This window comes from Tessaracoccus luoxuelianae, assembly GCF_055326245.1.
This window is the reverse complement of sequence record NZ_JBUZNO010000005.1, coordinates 322920-340954: the sequence shown is the minus strand read 5'-3', so window position 1 is coordinate 340954 and position 18035 is coordinate 322920. Positions and strand designations below refer to the sequence as shown.

The window sequence follows — 18035 nt, the reverse complement described above, 5'->3', positions numbered from 1 at the left end:
TCCCCACACCACTAAATGTCATGCTGAGGGTCGTACTCGACTCTGCGAAGTCTCATACCTTCGTAGACGGTGCTGTCTCAGTGCTTCGTTGACAGATGTGTCTCAACCTTCGTGGACGGTGGGTGTTGACGGTTCTGTCTCACGCCTTCGTGGACGATCGCCCTGGCGCGGTGGTCGGCGGCGAGGGTCATCGGCATGGCTGCCCGTATCGACGTTCGTGTTCGTCACCTGATCATCAATTTCCCTGACCAGCCTCGTCGGGGTGAGGTCACTCGGTTCTGTCGTGAGCACGGGATTTCGAGGGCCGAGTTCTACAAGGTGAGGTCGCGGGCGCAGACCGAGGGCAAGCTTGCCGCGGTCACTGCCCGGCAGCCGGTGGCCAGGTCGGTGGCGCGACGCACCAGCGACGAGCTGGAAGTGCTGGCTTTGCAGGTCCGGGCCGATCTGAAGCGGGCTGGCTGGGATCATGGACCGTTGTCGGTGGCGGCAGTGATGCGCCGGCAAGGTGTGACGCCGCCGTCACGGGCCACGCTGGCGAGGATCTTCACCCGTCACGGGGTGGTCACGCCCGAGCCGGCGAAACGCCCCAGGGCGTCCTACCGCCGGTTCCGGTACCCCGATCCCAATGGCTGCTGGCAACTCGACGGGTTCGAGTACCGCCTCGATGACGAGGCCGGGTCGAAGCGGTGCGTGCTGCAGGTCGAGGACGACCACTCGCGGTTCATCCTGGCCTCCCTCGTGGCGCGGTCGGAGACCAGCGAGGCGGCGATCACCGTGGTCGCCGCCGCCATCGGCCGTCATGGCGCACCCGCGAGGTTCCTGACCGACAACGGCACGGCGTTCAACCAGGCCCGACGCGGCGGAACCTCACAGCTGGAGGTCTACCTGCGCCATCAAGGCGTCGCACCGATCACCGGCCGTCCCGGCAAACCCACCACCCAGGGCAAGAATGAGCGGCTGCACCGAACCATCCAGAAGTTCCTCGACGCCCACCGCCCGATCCGCACCGCGCAGCGGCTCGCTGAGCTCGTTGACGAGTTCGACGAGTACTACAACACCCAGCGGGCGCATCAGGCACTCGACCCGGATCAGACCCCAGCCGAGGCCTACCAGGCCAAAGCGAAAGCCGTGCCCGGCCCACCCACGCCGGAGGTGGCGCCGCCGGTCGTGGCCCCGACCCGCGACCCCGGCCGGAGAACTGTCCGTTCCGGTGCCGCTCGCCGCATGATGGGCGAACGCACCCCCACCGACCCCTCCGACACGGCTCGATGGGCCGACCGGCGCGTCGCAACCGACGGCCGTATCCACATCTGTCGCGCCAAGATCTACGTCAGCAAACGACTCGCCGGCCAAACCCTGCACGTCATGTTCGACGCCACCACCATCGAGATCTTCGACCCCGACGGCGTGTTCCTCGGTCACGTGTCCCACCCCGGCACCGTCCCCCCCGGCACCGTTAAACTGCTCACAATCCGACCCTGGCGACCCGACACCAGTGAGACATAACCGTCAACGACCCGGTGAGACAGGACTGTCTACGAAGGCCTGAGACATGACAGGGTCGTACTCGACTCTGAGCATGACATTTAGAGGGCCGAGCTCGCCCCTCAGGTCCTCAGTTCCTCGGGCGGGGCGGTGATGTGCCCCGGTGTAGGCTCGATGCACCGACGGCGAGGCCGGTGTTCACCGCAGAACTGCGGCATCCGCCCTCGTCCGGCTCACGTCCGGCAAGGAGGCACGACGATGCTGAAGGTGTGGTTGCGGAGAGGTCTGGCGGCGTTCGCCGCGATCCTCATGGCAGTGTTGATCGCCGGCTGTTCCGGATCCGGGTCCAGCTCGGAGGAGATGCCCGGCGTCGAACCCGCACCGGCCGTCGGTGGCGACAGCGGGGCACTCCCCGAGAAGGACGGCCAGGAGGACACCGCAGGCGACGGCGACCGCATGATCATCCGGTCCAAGACCCTTCGCCTGGAGGTGGAGAGCACCGCCGACGCGGTGACCAGCATCCAGGACCTCGCGCGCAGCTATGAGGGCACCGTCGTCAACATGCAGGTGGCGACAGACACCGACGAGTGGATCTACCACTACGACGAGACCGGCAACCCCATCGGCGACGGCACCGCCCTGCGCGGCTGGGTCACGGTCAAGGTGCCCACGGACTCGTACGAGGACTTCGTCGCGGATGTCGCGGAGATCGGGGTGGTGAAGTTCCAGTCCGAGGCCACCGACGACGTCACCCAGGAGCACGTGGACCTGTCCGCACGCCTGGAGAACCTACGTGCCCAGGAGGTGCGGCTGCGTGAGTTCTTCGATGCGGCCGTGAAGGTCGAGGAGATGCTGGCCATCGAGGCCGAGCTGGGCCGGGTGCGCGGTGAGATCGAGTCCATGGACGCGCAGGTGACCTGGTTGGAGCGGCAGGCGTCGATGGCGACGGTGTCGGTGGAGCTCACCGAGCCGCGCGCAGTGGTGCGGCCGGATGGCGGGTCGTGGGGCTTCGTCGCGGCAGTCACCAGCGGCATCCGTGGGGCCGCGCAGCTGCTGACCGGCGCGCTGACGGTGATCATCGCGACGTCGCCGCTCTGGCTGGCCGCGCTGATCCTGTTCTTCCCGATGCGGGCAATGCTCCGCCGACGTCGGGCAACCCCCGCCGCGACACCCCCGCCGCCGGCCGACGGCGCCACCCCGTCGGCACTTCGCGATAGCGAATGATCGCCTGCCCCTCGCACTAGCGAAAGGTCGACGGCGGTGCCCGGTGGCCCGCCGGACGGGCGGACCACCGGCGATGCGTCAGGCCCCGGAGGAGTCTGCCGGCCCGTCGACTGAGCCGGCGTCGGCCCCGCCCAACGACGAACTGCTCGCGCTGCGACTCAAGCCGCCGCCGTCACTGAGGCTGTCGGCCCGGCTCCGCGTCCCATCGGACAGCCCCGAGGAGCCCGTCGCCGAGACCCCGTCGCCGAGCGACCCCTCGCCCGCGTCGTCGGCCGAACCGCCCGCGCCGAGGGCCGCCGGCCCCACGTCGAGCGCGGGCGTCCCCGCTCCGGGTTGCGGGCCCGTCTGACCGCCGAGGCCGGCGTTGGTGGAATCGTCGCTGCTGTCTGCGCCGTTCCTGTCCCCGGCCCCCGTGTAGACGGTCTTCTGGGTGAGGCCGATGAAGGCCGACGCCTTCACGTCCTGGAGCTGCCAGCCGTCGGAGGTCTTCACCATGTTGACCTGGATCAACGGCGTCATCTCGTAGCGTTCGGAGAACGCCTGAAGGCTCTTGGCCTCGGCTGAGCCGGCCATCCGGGCCAGCGGGAACCACAGCCGCGAGCCGCGGTCTGCGTCCGTCTGCACGCCGGCATCACTGGCCGACGGAGTGCTGGCGGTCACGCCCGACGAGGACAGGCCCCCACCGGCGACGCTCGGCGCCAGGCCTCCCGGGTCCACCAGCCGCAGCGGGCTGGACTCGGCGTAGGTGTAGGCCGGCAGCAGGGCAGGGTCGCCCTGGACCGCGGACGGGTCGGTGTAGAGCATCGGGTCCGGGCTGTAGAACATGCCCTCCCGCGGCTCGTACCAACGCGCTCCCAGGTTGAGCAGGTCGCGCACCTCGTCCAGGTAGCCGCCCACGTACAGGTACGGCGTGCGATGGACGTTCGAGTCCTCCCGGATCCACGGCTCGCCACCGGGGAAGTACTCCCAGTGCTCGAAGACCTTGCCGATGTCGTCGGTGACGACATGGGTGGAGCCCTGGAGGTCCTTGGTCAGGTAGTACTGCTGATGCTCGAAGTCGCCGTCGAAGGAGCGCTTCGTGGCCATCCGGTCGTCGCCGGCCCAGATGTGCTTCCACGGGACGGCGCCGTTGCGCACGGTGTACCAGCGGTTGACGAACGAGGTCTCGCCGTCGGGTCCGCGCTCGATCGCCCTCCTGCCGTCGGAGTCGTAGGTGTACTCGGTGGTGTCGCTGCCGTCGTCGAACCGGGTGATCCGGTCCTCGGCGTCCCACGTCATGGTCCGGGTCTCGTTGGTGACGGTGTCGACCCACGATGCGAGGTTGCCGTTGAGGTCGTAGGTGTAGGACCTCGGCCCGTTCCGGGTGAGCTGGTGCGGCCCGGCGCCGTCGAACTCCATCGAGAAGGTGTAGTTCGTCTCGGGGGGCAGCAGCAGCTTGCCCTTCCCGTTCGCCTTGCCGATGGAGTCGCCCTGCTGTTTACGGGTGACGTTGCCGTGCTCGTCGTAGGTGAGGTCCAGGGTGAACCGGCGGACCTTGTCGGGGGCCACGTCGGCGCGCCCCGTGGCGCTGCTCAGCCTGTAGTGGGGGTCGTAGGTGTAAGCCTGCGAGCTGGGCCCCACATAGAGGCTGGGCGTGGCCGCGGGCACGTCGTTATCCATCGAGACGACGTTGCTGGCCTTGTCATAGCCGTAGGTCAGGTTCTGGACGTTGCGGACGGGAGTGTCGGTGGCGATGGTCTCCAGGCGGCCGATCCAGTCGAAGGCCCACTGCGTGGAGACCCCGTTGCCGGTGTCGCGCAGCCGTCGGTCGACGAACTGGTCGTACTCCTGGCGCTCCAGGTAGCTGTAGGAGCAGGTGAGCGCCTCGTCGGAGATCACCTTGGTGCGCGCCGTGTGCCCCACGGCCGTCGGGAACAGCAGGTTGCCGTTGATCCCGCGCTCCACGGTGTACAGCCACTCGCCCGGCGTGCCGGTGGCCACCCTGTCGGTGACCCGGAGCTGCTCGTCACCCAACCGGATGGTGAATGGCAGCGCGGGGGCGGAGTCGGCCACCTCGGTGACCGTGATGGTGGTGGCCTCCGCGTTGATGGCGACGGTGAGCGCCCCCAGCTGGGTGCACTCCTTGACCCCCAGCATGGCGGTGAGCTGCCCGGCGCTGTCGTAATCGTGCGAGAGCACCTCCCCGTCGGGGTAGGTCAGCTGGTCGATGCGGCCCAGCGAGTCGTAGCTGAAGCCGGTGGTGAAGGTCAGCTTGTCCCGTGTGCTGGGGCTGAGGTTGTGCGCCTTCATCGTGGTGACCTCGGTGGCCACGTTGCCGAGAGCGTCGTAGGCCAGGGTCTGGATGCGGGCCCCGTCCTCGACGCCGACGACACGGCCGGCGCCGTTGTCGGGTGCCCCCGGCGCGCCGTAGGCGTAGGCCACATCGGGTGTGTCGTCCGGGTAGTCGATCGTCGTGAGCCGGTCGATGTCGTAGCCGTAGGCGATGTGCTGGCCGTCGGCGGCCAGGTTGGGCGTGGTCTCCTTGACGACGTTGCCCGCGGGGTCGTAGGTCATCTCGCGCTTCCCGCCGTCCGGGGTGTCGGTCCACAGGCGCCGGCCGAGGCCGTCGTAGGCGTGGCTCGTCTGACTCCCCGCGTTGTCGACGACGGCGGTCAGTTGGCCGAGCACGTCGTAGCGGTAGCGGGTCCGGATGGCGCTGGCCGCGGCCGGGATGTCGTCGTTGACCAGCAGGTTGCCGCGCACATCCGAGTAGGTCACCTGCTGCTTGCCTTCGGTGGCGGTGCCGCCGCCGGTCAGCGCCGAGTCGTGGGCGATCGGGTCGGTGATGGTGGTGACGAAGAGGCCGTCGGGCACCCCCTGGGTGGTGCCGAAGCCGTGGTCGATCGTCGTGATGATGGGATCGGAGTTGCCCTCGCCGTAGGGGAGCTCAACCTTCTCCACCTGGTCGAGCAGCGTGTACGAGGTCAGGGTGGGGGGATACGGGTCGGTGGCCGCCTGGTAGGCGGTGAAGGTGCCCAGGGGCTCGATCGTGGGCCACCACTCCTTGATCTCGCGGCCGAGGGCGTCGTACTCGATGGCCCCTGCCACCAGCACCTGGTCGAGGGCAGGCAGCGACGAGTCGTCCTGGATCATCGTGTAGTCGCGCTTGGTCTGCGTGATCCGCGCCATACCGTCGACGAACGCCACCGTGTCGATGGTGTCTCCGGGGTTGAAGCGGTCGTGGTGGCGGGCGACGGCGTACCCGTAGGCCGCGGCCGTGGGCGCGTACTCGTAGGCCACGGTCGGCGGCCCCGCCGGGTCCTGCTCGTTCGGGCTGCGGACGGTGGCCAGGCGGTTGAACGCGTCGTAGGTGTAGCGCGTGGCGTTGCCGTTGGCGTCGATGCGGTCGGTGACCAGGCCGGCGGCGGAGAACGCCGCGCGGGCGGTCAGGCCGTGGCTGTCGGTCACCTCGGCCACGTCGGTGTGCCGGTCCGCGTCGTAGACGTAGTCCACCACGTAGCGGTCCCCGTCGGCGTTCTCGGGGTAGGCCACCTGGTTGTAGCTGCCCCAGGCGTCGAAGGTGAGGTCCGTGACGGCGACGGTGTCGTCGTCGATGCGCTCCTCGATGTGGATGGGCACGGCGTTGAGGCACAGGTCGGTGGACCCGTCGCGGTGCCGCAGCACGCCTCCGGCGTGATCGAGGACGGTGAAGGTGGCCACGGTGCTGACCCACGAGGAGCTGCGGCAGTCGGCATAGGTGGTGAGCGCCTCGAGGTCGTCGGCCAGGTCGGACGGCTGGCCGTGGTCGATCTGGCGCACCGGATTGCCCAGCGCGTCGTAGAAGAACGAGTTCTTCATGGACGTGCCGAGGGCGCCGGCCGAGTTGAACCACGACTGCAGCACCTGGGTGCGGACCACGCCTCGGCGGTCGTCGAGGAGGGCGAGGGCCTCCGCGCCGGTGGCCGGGATGGTGACCGGATCGGGTGTCGCGGCCGGGACGGTGGCTCCGCCGGAGTCGAGCCCGATGGTCACCCAGGTGGACGCTGTCCGGCTCACCGGGGTCCCGTCGGGCGCCTGCATCTCCTGGCTTTCCAGCAGTCCGGAGTCGAACACCGTGTCGTTGCCGAAGGTGCTCACGGTGCGCCGCAGCACAGCCCCACCGGGGCCGTCGCGCTGTTCCTCCACGACGGTCCCGTAGCCCATGAGCTCACGCTCCACCTTGTCGAACCGGTTGCCCTCGTAGCCGAAGGTGCTGGCGTGCACCGGGCCGTCGCCGGGGCGGCCGTCGTCCACCTCGACGCTGGTCATCAGCCACAGCGGCAGGGGCTGCTCGGTGGTGTTGCCGTCGCGGGTGTAGCCGAGGCGGATCTGGCCGCCGAGCGGGTTGGTGACGCTCTTGAGCAGGTTGGTGCGGCCACGGTTGTTGGCGCGCACGGTGATCTCGCCGTCGTCGGTGCTGAGCACCGAGTCGGGGTTGCCGTCCCCGTCGACGTCGGTGAGCTGCACCTGGCTCGACGACAGGCTGCGGTCGAAGCTGGCGCCCGGGTTGACGATGATGTAGCAGCCGGCCAGGCACAGCGGCCCGATCGGGATGGTGAAGTCGAAGCCGCCGCCCACACCGCGGCTGCGGTCCTGGGAGGCCTGTTCACCCAGCGGGATGCTGCCGATCAGATCGAATTCGCCGGAGACCATGGTGCCGTAGTCCACCTCGGACCGGGCGCCGCTGCCGGAGGCGAACGCCACCCGGGTGCCGTCGTCGGTCTTGCGGACCCGGTCGAGGACGCCGTCGCCGTCGACGTCGACCCAGGAGTACCGGGCCTGGTCGATGCCCTCGTTTAGGGACAGGCCGCCGGAGAACTCCTTGTTGTTGTAGTTGAAGCCGAGCAGCGGGCCGACGGAGCCGGAGTAGGACTCGCCGTTCTCGAATCCGCCCTCGGACCACTGCACCTCGGTGGCGGAGAAGCTGTGGCCGAGGTTGAAGCGGACGCGCACGCCGCCACCGCCGGCCAGCACCAGATCCGGCAACGAGTCGCCGTTGACGTCGGCCAGCTCGCGCTCGAGCGGGGCGGAGGTGTCGAGGTCCATCTGCGAGATGGAGTCGCCCCAGTCTGAGTTCACGCCGCCGCCGGGGTTGGTGAACTGGGCGGTGACCCCGAGGGAGCCGCCGACGTTGGCGCCGGACTCCTGCGTGTCGGCCGCTTCACCCTGCTGCGCGGAGCCCGAGGTGGTGGCCTTCTTCGAGGTGCCGCTGGTGGTGGCGGTGTCCTGCGCGGTGTTCGCATCGCCCTTGGAGTTGGCCTTGATGTCGATGGCGGTGCCGCTGAAGCCTCCGCTGACCGCGAAGGTGGTGTCCTGGCCCACCACGTCCGGCCCGGAGCCGGAGCCGGGGAGGAATCCGCCGAGCGGGGTGGTGTACGTGATCCGCCCGGGGGCGACGATGTCGGGGAAGCCGTCGGCGTTGACGTCGACGTAGTCGAGCAGGCCGAAGCTCGGACCGGCGCCGAAGGCGGCCGACAGCGGGCCGATGCCGGCGACGAGGCCGAACACGGGCGCGGTCAGTCCCACGCGGCGGACGGCGCGCACGCTGTCGCCGGCACCCGGGGCACCGGCGACGCCGATGCTGTCGGACCCGGTGCGCGAGCTCGACGCGAAGTCCGCGCCGCCCACCAGGTTGTCCTTCAGTCCGCGCCAGACGGGCACGGGGTCGCTGCCGCCGGGCGTGCGGAGCAGGTATGCGACATAGGGGTAGGACTCGCCCTGGGCCGGATCCTTGTAGCTGGAGTCGTTGAAGCCCGTCGGCGCCGACGTCGGGTAGTTGGCCTGCTGGAAGACGAAGGCCTGCTCGTCGAGGGGCACGGTGGAGCGGTTGGTCCCCTCGTAGTCTGCGTTGTAGCCGGCGTAGGCCCAGCCGCGGTGGGCGATCGGGAAGATGCCCTGCCGGCCGGCGGAGTTGAGCGTCTCGGGCACGTCGAGGGTCTCGTCGGTGCCGCCGTCGGTCCAGGCCAGGATGACGTCGTTGCTGATGATGCGCTCGGACAGGTCGGGGTTGCGGACGGAGAGGTCGAACCAGTAGTCGGAGCCGGTTTCGAGGGTGACGCCGGTCAGTTCGGTGCTGCCGCCCAGGGCGCCGGCGTCGAAGGTCTGCTTGGCCACCACCTCACCGAGGCCGGACGCGACCCGCTTCTTGACGGTCAGGGTCACCTGGCCCGGCTCGGCATCCAGGGCGCCGACGGACGCCTCCACCGTGACCTCGCGGCCGATGGTGGAGGTCCACGGGGTCCGGGGGGCGGTCTCGTCCGTGGTGGGGTAGAGGTCGATGTCGTAGGGAAGGTTCAGCTCGAGGGTGTGGTCGTCGACCTGGCCGTCGTCGTCGAGATCGGCCAGGACCTCCACGGGGGTCGTCCCGTCGAAGGCCTCGGTGTAGTAGAGCCGGGGGGCGAACGACAGGACGGTGGGATCGATCGGCGAGTCGGCCGCGATGCGCACCACCACCTTGTCCGCCGTGTCCCCGGACGGCGCGGCGACGGGGAAGCTCTCGTCGAGGTCGATGTCGCCCACGAAGCCCGCGGGCACGGGCACTGAGGCGACGGTGGCGCCGTCGTGCAGCACCAGGAGGGTCAGGTCGTCGCTGGTGGCGGCGGTCTTGGTGAGCGTCCCCTCCACCGTGACGGTGCCCCGCAGCGGCATGAGCACGGGGGTGTCGGGGCGGCCGGCGAGCGTGAACTCGGCCGCGGCGTCGAACTGTGTCTGGCTCAGAGCGTTGGCATCCGTCGGCAGGGTGCCCAGCGAGGTGTAGGTGATCACGGGTGCCCAGGCGACGCTGTCGGTGGCTCCGTCGTCAACCGAGCCGACGCGGAAGTAGACGGCCTGGCCGCGCTGCACCGACCGGCTGAGCGCCGGCGGGGTGGCGGTGGAACCGGCGGTGAGCAGGTTGGCCGCCCACAGCTCGGTGGAGGCGTGCTGGATGGCGAGCCGGACGCCGTCGCCCACGTGGCTGTCGGTGAGCGTGGCGGCTCCCTCGATGCTGACCGTCCCCGCGTAGGGCGCCACCCAGCGGCGCACCACGTCCTGGCGCGGCGAGTTCGCGCGCTGCAGCTCCTCGAACTCGGCCAGCTTCTCGATGTCGTCGAGGTTGACGGTGCCGTTGTCGATCGGCACGGGCGTGTCGGCGCTGTCGGAGCGGAACTCGGGTCCGGTCGCGGTGGGGGTGTTGAAGTAGACCTGCCCGGCGCTGACGTAGTCCGGCAGGCCGTCGTTGTTGACGTCGGTGAAGTACTGCTCGCCGATGGTCACGTCCGCCGCGATGTTGAATTGCACCGAGACGCCGAAGTACGCCTCGGGGCCGCCGGAGACGCCGATGTTGGCCTCGGTGGACAGGGTTCCGATGCCCACCACGTCCTTCGCGGGGCCGAAGGTTCCGTCGCCGTTGTTGAGCCGGTACTTGACGCCCGCCCCGGTGATGTTCGTGCGGAACACCTTGTCGGTGAGCATGTCGCCGTTGATGTCGAGCATCTCGATGAGGCCACCGGTGCCGCTGCCGCTGATGGCGAGGGCCCCGCCGAACGACCCCGTCTTGGTGGGGTTGGAGAGGTTGAAGCCGAGATAGGCGTGGCCGCCGCCGCTGTTGGTCTCGGAGGCGCCGAGCGCGCTGAGCCCCACCGGGCTGAGGAGGGACTGGTTGAGGTCGCTGCCGGAGTTCCAGGCCTCGCCGGCCGCGAAGCCGTCGTAGCTGCCAGACGCGAAGGCCACGTCGTCGTAGTAGGTGAAGGTGTGCGACCCGGCGACGGCGCCGTCGCGGCCGAACTGCTCGACCTTCTCCAGCATCGACTTACCGAAGGGTGCCTCGGGCGCGTAGACGAGGTTCCAGCCCTGGACCAGCTCGTCGTAGGTGCGGGAGCCGCCGCTGGGCGTGCCGTGCCGGACCTCGATTCGGCGCAGGAGGTCTGAGGTCACCTCGAGGGCGCCTGCGCCCGCGTCGACGATGACGTCGGGGCGTCGGGCGGGCGCGGGGGAGAGGTCACCGTCGCGGAGGAAGGACACCTCGTAGGCCGGGTCGTCGGCGTTTCCGGCGCCCAGCGAGCCGGTGTAGAGGATGGAGCTCACGTAGAAGCCCGTGCCGAGGGTGGCGTTGCCGGAGCCGACGCCGGTGCCCGCGGGCTTGTCGTAGCTGATGCGCATGACGTTGCTGGAGATGTCGCGGACGCCAGACAGCCCCCAGCGGACCGCGTTGCCTGCGTCGTCGCTGAGGATGGCCTGCTCGTCGCGCTGGCCCTCAGGCGTGCCGCCGTAGAAGCGGGTGGTGCCGTTCTTGTCGGTGACCTCCCACCAGTAGTTCGTGGGCGAGTCGCCGTGGCGGATGATCCGCTCCCACTCGGTCTCCACGCGGCGGGTCCAGTCCGCCTTGTCGGCTTCGCGGGGCACGAAGGGATAGGTGACCGCAGTGGGGCTGAGCTGGTCGCCGTCGAGGATGTAGGTCTCGCTCTCCACGTTGGTCCCGGCATCGGTGGCGCACAGGTCGTCGGCCGCGGGGCAGAACAGCGGGGCACCCCACCGGGTGTCCACCTCGACGCTGCCGAGCCCGAGATCCCAGCCGGTGCCCACCCAGCCGTTGCCCCCGGTGGAGTCGTAGACCAGCGAGAGGGACGGCTCCACCCCGGCCCGGCCGGCCGGGACGGTGAGGGGGTGGGACACGCTCGCCCCGCCCTGGTGATCGGGCTCGGGTGGGGCGATGAGGTCAAGGCCCTCCGTCGGATCGGCGAACTTCAGGCCGTCCAGGGCATCCTCGCCGAGGTCGGCCGGGGTGATCTGGCCGGGCCGTGCCAAGCTGCCCGGCTCGGCCCCCGACAACAGGTCACCCTGGGCCAGAGGGGCGCTGAGCGTACCCGAGCTGAGGAGCACCACACTCAGGGTCAGGGCGGAGAGGCGGGGGAGCAGCTTCATTGTGAACTCCAAGGACGGGGGGATTCCGGAGACCGCCTCCCCACCGAAATGGAGTAGAGAGCCGAGCGACACTCTCGCCGCGGCCGGTATGCGATGGCAATGGACCTAGGTCGCCTGTGAGTCTGCGGGGCGCGTGGAACGCTCCGTATCTGACTCGCCGTGCGACTAAATCAGCGTTTCCCTATGTCAGGAGCGTGCCAATCGGATCTTGACCGCACCGCGACACCTGAGACCGCGGTCGACGGCGCCTCTACCCCGCCAACCCCTCGAGGTAGCGAATGACCGCCAGGACACGCCGGTGGTCGTCGGCGGCGACGGGGATCCCGAGCGCGTCGTAGATGTGCGAGGTGTGCTGCACCACGGCCTTTTCGGTCAGCACGAGCGCGCCCGCGATCCCGGCGTTCGAGCGGCCCTCAGCCATGAGCGTGAGCACCTCGCGCTGGCGGCGTGTGAGCTGCCGCACCGCTCCGCTGGTGTTCTCGGCGCGGCTCAGCATGAGACCCACCACCTCAGGGTCCAGGACGGTGCCGCCCTCCGCGACCCTCGTCAGATCCTCGAGGAACTGTCCGATGTCCGCGATCCGCTGCTTCAGCAGGTAGCCGACGCCCGCGCCGTCGCCGCTCATCAACTCGATCGCGTACCGCCGCTGCACATACTGCGACAGCACCACCACGGCTGTCTCTGGGTGCTCCCGGCGGATCCGCAGCGCCGCCTTGAGGCCCTCGTCGGTGAATGACGGCGGCATCCGAATGTCGGTGATGACCAGGTCAGGGGCTTGGTCGATCACGGCGTCGAGGAGGGCCTCCGCGTCGCCCACGCGGGCGACCACATCCATGCCGCCGTCTGCGAGCACCAACGTCAGCCCTTGCCGGAGCAGGGCCTCGTCCTCGGCGATCACGACCCGCACGGGACCACCACCTTCAGCCTCGTGCCCGCACCCTCGGGACTGAGGATCGTCAACTGTCCGCCCATCGCGTCCACCCGGTCCCGCAGGCCGCCGATCCCGGAGCCCGGCCGGGGCGTCGCTCCGCCCACGCCGTCGTCACTGACCTCAACATTGAGGTGGCCGTCCTCGAGGTGCAGCGTCACCGACGCGGAGGAGGCCCGCCCGTGCTTGACGGCGTTGGTGAGTCCCTCCGCGACGGCGAAGTAGGCGGTGAGGGAGCACGCGGGGGAGAGGCCGTCGGGGACGGCGTCGGGGTCGAAGCGGGTGGGGATCGGCATCCGGTCGGCGAGATCCTCGACGGCGAGGGCCAGGCCGCGCTCTTCCAGCGCCGACGGCATGATCTGTCGGGCGAGCCGCCGCAGATCGCCGGCCGCCTCATCGATGCCCTCCCGCAACTTCGTCGCATCCGCCCTGACCCCGGGCGCGTCCGGGAGGGAGGCGGCCGCGTTGGCCAGCCGCTGCGCCTCCACACCGAGGAGCACCAGCCGCACCTGGAGCCCGTCGTGCAGGTCCCGCGCGATGGCGCTTCGGACATCGTCGGCCGCCTGCACCAGCCGGACCCGCGAGCGTTGCAGTGAGGCCTCGCTGGCCCGCAGGGCGGCAGTGAGCCGTTCGCCGTCCACGGCGAGAGCCACCACACCGGCAGCCTCCTGCACCGCGCGCCTGGTGGTGGTGCGGGGGTCGAAGACGATCGCCCCCGCCAACTCGTCGCCGACAGTGACGTGCACGGCCTCCTGCTCCGGCGAACCTGGCGGGGGGAGGGGAACGGCGGCGCCGGTCTGGTCCACGAACTCCGAGCGCCCGGGCACCCAGTAGGCGAGGCGGACGGAGGGGTCACCCAGCGCCTTGGCGAGGGCCTCGCCGACGGGCGGCCGCTCCGCACCGGAGGCGAGCCACGCCGCAAGGGCCTCGGCCTCCGCCGTCGGCGCGAAGCTGCCCAGGATCGAGGCCGCGAGGAATGCGATCGGGACTCCCGCGATGGCCGCCATCTGGACCATCCAGACGTGGACCGGGTCCATACCGAGGAGGTCTCGCAGCAGCAGGGCGGAGGTGGGGATCAGTGCGGCCACGGCCATGCCGTAGCCGTACAGCGGGATCAGGGTCCGGCGCTTCGCCGGGGTGGTGCGACGCAACCGGATGATCAGCACACCGGCGAGCGAGACCATCACCGCGGTACCGACGGCGGACTGGGCCACCGCCCACACCTGGGCCTGCTCGGGTGTGAGGAGTGCCTTGGGCAGCTGCAAGACCGTCGAGTTGATGTAGGCCGCCACAGCGATCGCCCTCGGGAACCAGTGCCGCAGCCGGCCGCCCGGGAAAGCCAGCAGCAGATGGACGATGACGGCCAGGATCCACGTGCCGGCCAGGGCACCGACGAGCATGAGTGCCGGAATCTCGACGCTCGCGAAGCCGGCGGCGAACAGCGCCAGGCCGCCCAGCATGATCAGTGCGCCCATCAACGAGCCGGGCCGTCGCTGCCACGCCACCACGCCGGCCACGACGTAGACGATGACGCCCGCCGGGTAGGCGAGGGTGGGCCAGTAGAAGTTCGGGAGCGTCACCATCAACGCCCCCTGCACAAGCGCCGCGACGGTGCCGGTCACCAGGCTCGCGAGCAGCGCAGCGCGGAGCGAATCCACCAGTTGCGGCCTCGCGTCCCGCGGCCGGTCCGGCTGCTCCGTCACGTCGTCCCCCTCTGTCGGCGCTCACATTAGTCCCGGGGATGCGGGTGTCGACGCCGTCGCGGCGGATAGGGGACCTAGGCCCATGGTTCGGAAAGCGACGGATCGACAGGGTGGAAACAGGCCGTGGGAGGACTGTCCGCCCGCGCTGGCCGGGGACACCAGGAGGACCGTGATGAGTGGATTCAGCTCCGAACAGCGTTCGCGACGGCGGGGGGCGGTGAACCGCCTCCCGAGGCTCTGGGTTGCACTGCTGATGACCGTGGCGGTCTCCCTGCAGGCGTTCGCGTTGCCCAGCCGCGCCGTGGTGATCGACGACGGCGGGGGCGGAGTGGGTGGTGGCGGCGGAGGGGGCACGGTCACCACCCCGACCGCCGTGGTCTCCTTCGCCTCGACCGGTACTCCGACGGAGTGCCCGGGTGTGCTCCACCAGGTCACCTACACGGGCACCGACGGGGTGTCACAGCAGGTGGGTGGCCTGACGCTCCCGCAGTCCTTCTCCGTTGCGCCGACCACCGCGTTCTCCTACTCGGTGAGCGACGTGCCGTGCGGCACCGCGCGGTACGTACCCATGTCGCAGCAGGGGAGCGGGACCGCGCCCGCGGACGGCGCGACCCTCCAGGTCACCGTCGAGTACGTGGAGAAGCGGATGACGGCCATCTCCCTCACGGTGACCCCGAGCGCCGCGAAGGTCGGCGATCCGATCTCACTCGAAGCCACGGTCACCGACGCTCTCTCCGGGGCGCCCATCGCGGGCCGCCAGGTGAGGTTCTTCGGTGCAGAGGCCCCCATCGACGCCCCGTGGGCCGCCGTCGCAACGGCGCAGACTGATGCGGACGGGCAGGCCTCAGCCATCTTCACCCCCACCAGCACGCTGATCGACAGCTTCCTCGCGTCGCACACGGCGAGCACCGAGTACGGCGGCTCGTCGAGCCGCGTGCAGACGATCGTCCTCACCGAGGCACCGCGGATCGACCTGACCCCGTCCTCGGGGATCTACTCGCCCACCACGACGACGGTGCAGGTCAGCCACCAGCACTTTGGGCAGGTGCCCACCCTGACCACCACCATCCCCGGCGCCGGCGTCCTCGGCTGCACCGCGACGTCCTGCTCGTTCTCCGTGGGGCACTCTACGCGTCCCGGTGACTACTCGGTCACCGTCGCGGATGTCAGCGGCAACTCGGCAACCGTGCCGTTCACCGTGGACAAGGCCGCGTCATCCGTGCGGGTCACCTGCAGCGGCGCGCCCGTGTACTCGGGTGCCCCGCAGACGCCCTGCAAGGCGAGCGCCGTCGGATACCAGGGCTGGGCCGTCGCCCAGTTGGGCGTGGAATACACCCACAACGTCAACGCGGGCCTGGCCATGGCGTCGGCCATCTGGGCGGGCGACGCCAACCACCATGGAAGCACGGGCTCGGCGGCGTTCACCATCGCGGAGGCACAGTCCAGCATCTCTGTGGACTGTGCCCAGACGTTGGCGTACACCGGTCTGCCGCTAGAGGCCTGCTCCAACGCCTACGCCTACGGCCCGGGCATGGACAACGTGCCGCTGAGCCCCGTCTACGCCAACAACGTGAACGTCGGAACCGCCAGCGCGACGGTCGAGTGGGAGGGTGACGCCAACCACACCGGCGCCAGCATTGAGTCCCCGTTCACGATCATCAAGGCGTCGTCCAGAGTGACGGTGGACTGCCCCGCGTCGGCGGTCTATACCGGGTCGCCGCTCGAGCCCTGCTCCGCGTCGGCGTCGGGCGTCGGCATGGACGACGTGGAGAACCTGGAGGTCACCTACTCCGACAACTCCGCTCCGGGTACCGCGATTGCGCGAGCAACGTGGGACGGCGACGACAACCACCTGACCAACAGCGGGTGGGCGACGTTCACGATCCAGCTGCCGCCGGTCCAGGTGTCGGTGAGCTGTGAGCCGGGTCCCTTCACCTTCACGGGAGAGCCGATCACGCCGTGCTCGGCTGTGGCGACGCAGAGCGGGCTTCCGCCGGTAGCGGTGGGCGTCACCTACCAGAACAACACTGCCGCCGGCACCGCCACGGCCTCGGCCACCCACGCCGGCGTCACCGGGTCGGCGACGTTCGACATCGGCAAGGCCACCATCCCGGTGACCATCGACTGCCCGGTGAGCATCTCCTATCGCGGTGAGGCAGTGGCTCCCTGCACGGGGTCCTACGACGCTGGTACCCCGGTTCCTGAGCTGGTGGTCCTCAGCTACTCCGACAACGTCGACGTGGGCACCGCAACCGCGTCCGCCTTCATTCCTGGCGACGACAACTACGAGGACGTCAGAGTGTCGGAGACGTTCGCTATCACCCCGGCGCCGGTCACGATGACAGCGGGCAGCTACTCCGGTCAGTTCGACGGCTCCGCGCATGCGGTGTCCGGCTGCGTCGTCACCGGGACCTACATCGGCGCCCTGTCGTGCACCAACGACCCGTCCACGGTGGGTCTGAGCGCCGGTTCCGGCGTCGTGGCACCGGTGATGGACTACGGCACCGACGAGGCCTCGAACTTCGACGTGACTTCGGTCCGAGGGCAATGGACGGTCACGGCGGCCAAGCTTGCGGTCTTCGTCGGAGCGGCGCCAGCCATGTCCTGGACCGGCGGTGGCGACTACGTCGGGCCGGTCACGATGAAGGTGAGCAGCAGGGCGCCGTCGGGCCTCACCAACGACGCTGACCTGCGCGTGGAGCTGACCGGTCTGGTGACGAACGCCCGCGCGACGCTGGCGTGCGAGCGGACCTCGTCCGGCGACTCGGCCACCTACGTCTGCTCGGAGGAGACCATCGGTCTCCCGCTGGACGTGTACTCGGCGGTGGCGGCCACGGAGGGGATGGCCGGGAACTTCACAGGGGTCGGATACGCCGGATTGGCGATCTACGACCCCGATGCGAAGGGCAACGTTGAGGGGGCCGGCTCGTTCGCGTGGCCGTCCGGCGGCACGGGATCCGTTGCCTTCGGCGCCCAGCTGAACCGGAAGGGCACCACCGTCCAGGGCGGCCTCATACTGGTGCGCTCGTGGGCGGACTCGACAGGGTCCCACTCGGCGGTCCTGAAGAGCAACGCGCTCGGCGGGTTGACGTTCGGGAAGAAGACCGTTGCGGGTGGGAAGTGCACAACAGCCGCGTTCAACGGGAAGTCCAGCTACACCCTCGACGGCGAGACTGTGGGCAACCAGCAGTTCGCTTTGGTGGCGGTGGACTGCGAGACGGACGCCCACGACCAGGTCATCCTGACCGGGCCCGGAGTCTTCGCCTCCTCGACGCCGGTTACCCTCGATCTCGAGCAGGGGGGCACAATCCTCGTCAGCCCCTGACCGATGCGGGCGTCGGTTGCAGACGCTCTGACCTGGCGACGACAGTCGAGGAGCAGCCCGCAGGGATTCCCCGGGTTGAGTTCGCGGAGACGTGCCGAAAGTGCGGGTGTCCCTACCCAGGGCCACGCGGGAACACCGCCACTGGGGGACCGTCTCCGCGGCCCGGCCGTTGCCGGTGTCCCGCACGACTCGCCCTGCCTCGCTCAAGGACTGCTTGGCCGCGCTGCGATGGCTGCATGATCTCGCCGAGCGCCTCGGAATCGACCCAGCCCGGATCGTGATCGGCGGTGAGCCCGGCGGTTGGTGAGGTCGTCAGAGGCACCCGGGCGCGTGAAGTTGGGCCGGAGGCCTGGTGGTTGTCGACAGTGGTTGTGTCCCCCGGACAGTCACACCGCGGACACCGTCGATGACGTCGTTCAACACCTGGATCGCGGTGCTGCCTGATGGACTC

Annotated in this window: 7 protein-coding genes; 4 read left to right on the top strand and 3 right to left on the bottom strand. The window is 69.7% G+C overall.

Translation table 11 applies throughout. From position 1 onward, the window contains the following. Positions 1 to 195: 195 nt before the first annotated feature. Positions 196 to 1506: a DDE-type integrase/transposase/recombinase gene (locus tag ACZK39_RS09845; RefSeq protein ID WP_463613215.1), complete on the top strand. Its 1311-nt coding sequence runs from the start codon at positions 196 to 198 to the stop codon at positions 1504 to 1506. 237 nt (positions 1507 to 1743) lie between these two features. Continuing rightward, entirely contained in the window at positions 1744 to 2709 is a 966-nt protein-coding gene (locus tag ACZK39_RS09840; protein WP_463613214.1) for a DUF4349 domain-containing protein, read from the top strand. 78 nt (positions 2710 to 2787) lie between these two features. On the opposite strand, the gene ACZK39_RS09835 is transcribed toward ACZK39_RS09840, so the two are convergent. The 3 genes from ACZK39_RS09835 to ACZK39_RS09825 all read right to left on the bottom strand — a co-directional run bounded on the left by ACZK39_RS09835 (position 2788) and on the right by ACZK39_RS09825 (position 14259). Continuing rightward, positions 2788 to 11628 (bottom strand): SpvB/TcaC N-terminal domain-containing protein, encoded by an 8841-nt coding sequence (locus ACZK39_RS09835; protein WP_463613213.1) that lies wholly within the window; start codon positions 11626 to 11628, stop codon positions 2788 to 2790. Between the two features lie 250 nt (positions 11629 to 11878). After that, complete coding sequence (locus ACZK39_RS09830) at positions 11879 to 12535, bottom strand: response regulator (RefSeq protein WP_463613212.1); 657 nt, start codon at positions 12533 to 12535, stop codon at positions 11879 to 11881. Beyond that, the gene (locus ACZK39_RS09825; protein WP_463613211.1) at positions 12523 to 14259 is read right to left on the bottom strand and encodes a sensor histidine kinase; all 1737 of its coding nucleotides are present in this window, start codon (positions 14257 to 14259) and stop codon (positions 12523 to 12525) included. Before ACZK39_RS09825 ends, ACZK39_RS09830 begins: the two co-directional genes overlap by 13 nt. 172 nt (positions 14260 to 14431) lie before the next feature. Here ACZK39_RS09825 and ACZK39_RS09820 point away from each other — a divergent pair, with 172 nt between their 5' ends. Both ACZK39_RS09820 and ACZK39_RS09815 read left to right on the top strand, forming a co-directional pair. Next, positions 14432 to 17584, top strand: coding sequence for a hypothetical protein (locus tag ACZK39_RS09820; protein ID WP_463613210.1), 3153 nt, complete (start codon positions 14432 to 14434; stop codon positions 17582 to 17584). 91 nt (positions 17585 to 17675) lie between these two features. After that, positions 17676 to 17891, top strand: a complete 216-nt coding sequence (locus ACZK39_RS09815) for an alpha/beta hydrolase (protein ID WP_463613209.1) — start codon at positions 17676 to 17678, stop codon at positions 17889 to 17891. Positions 17892 to 18035: the final 144 nt, after the last annotated feature.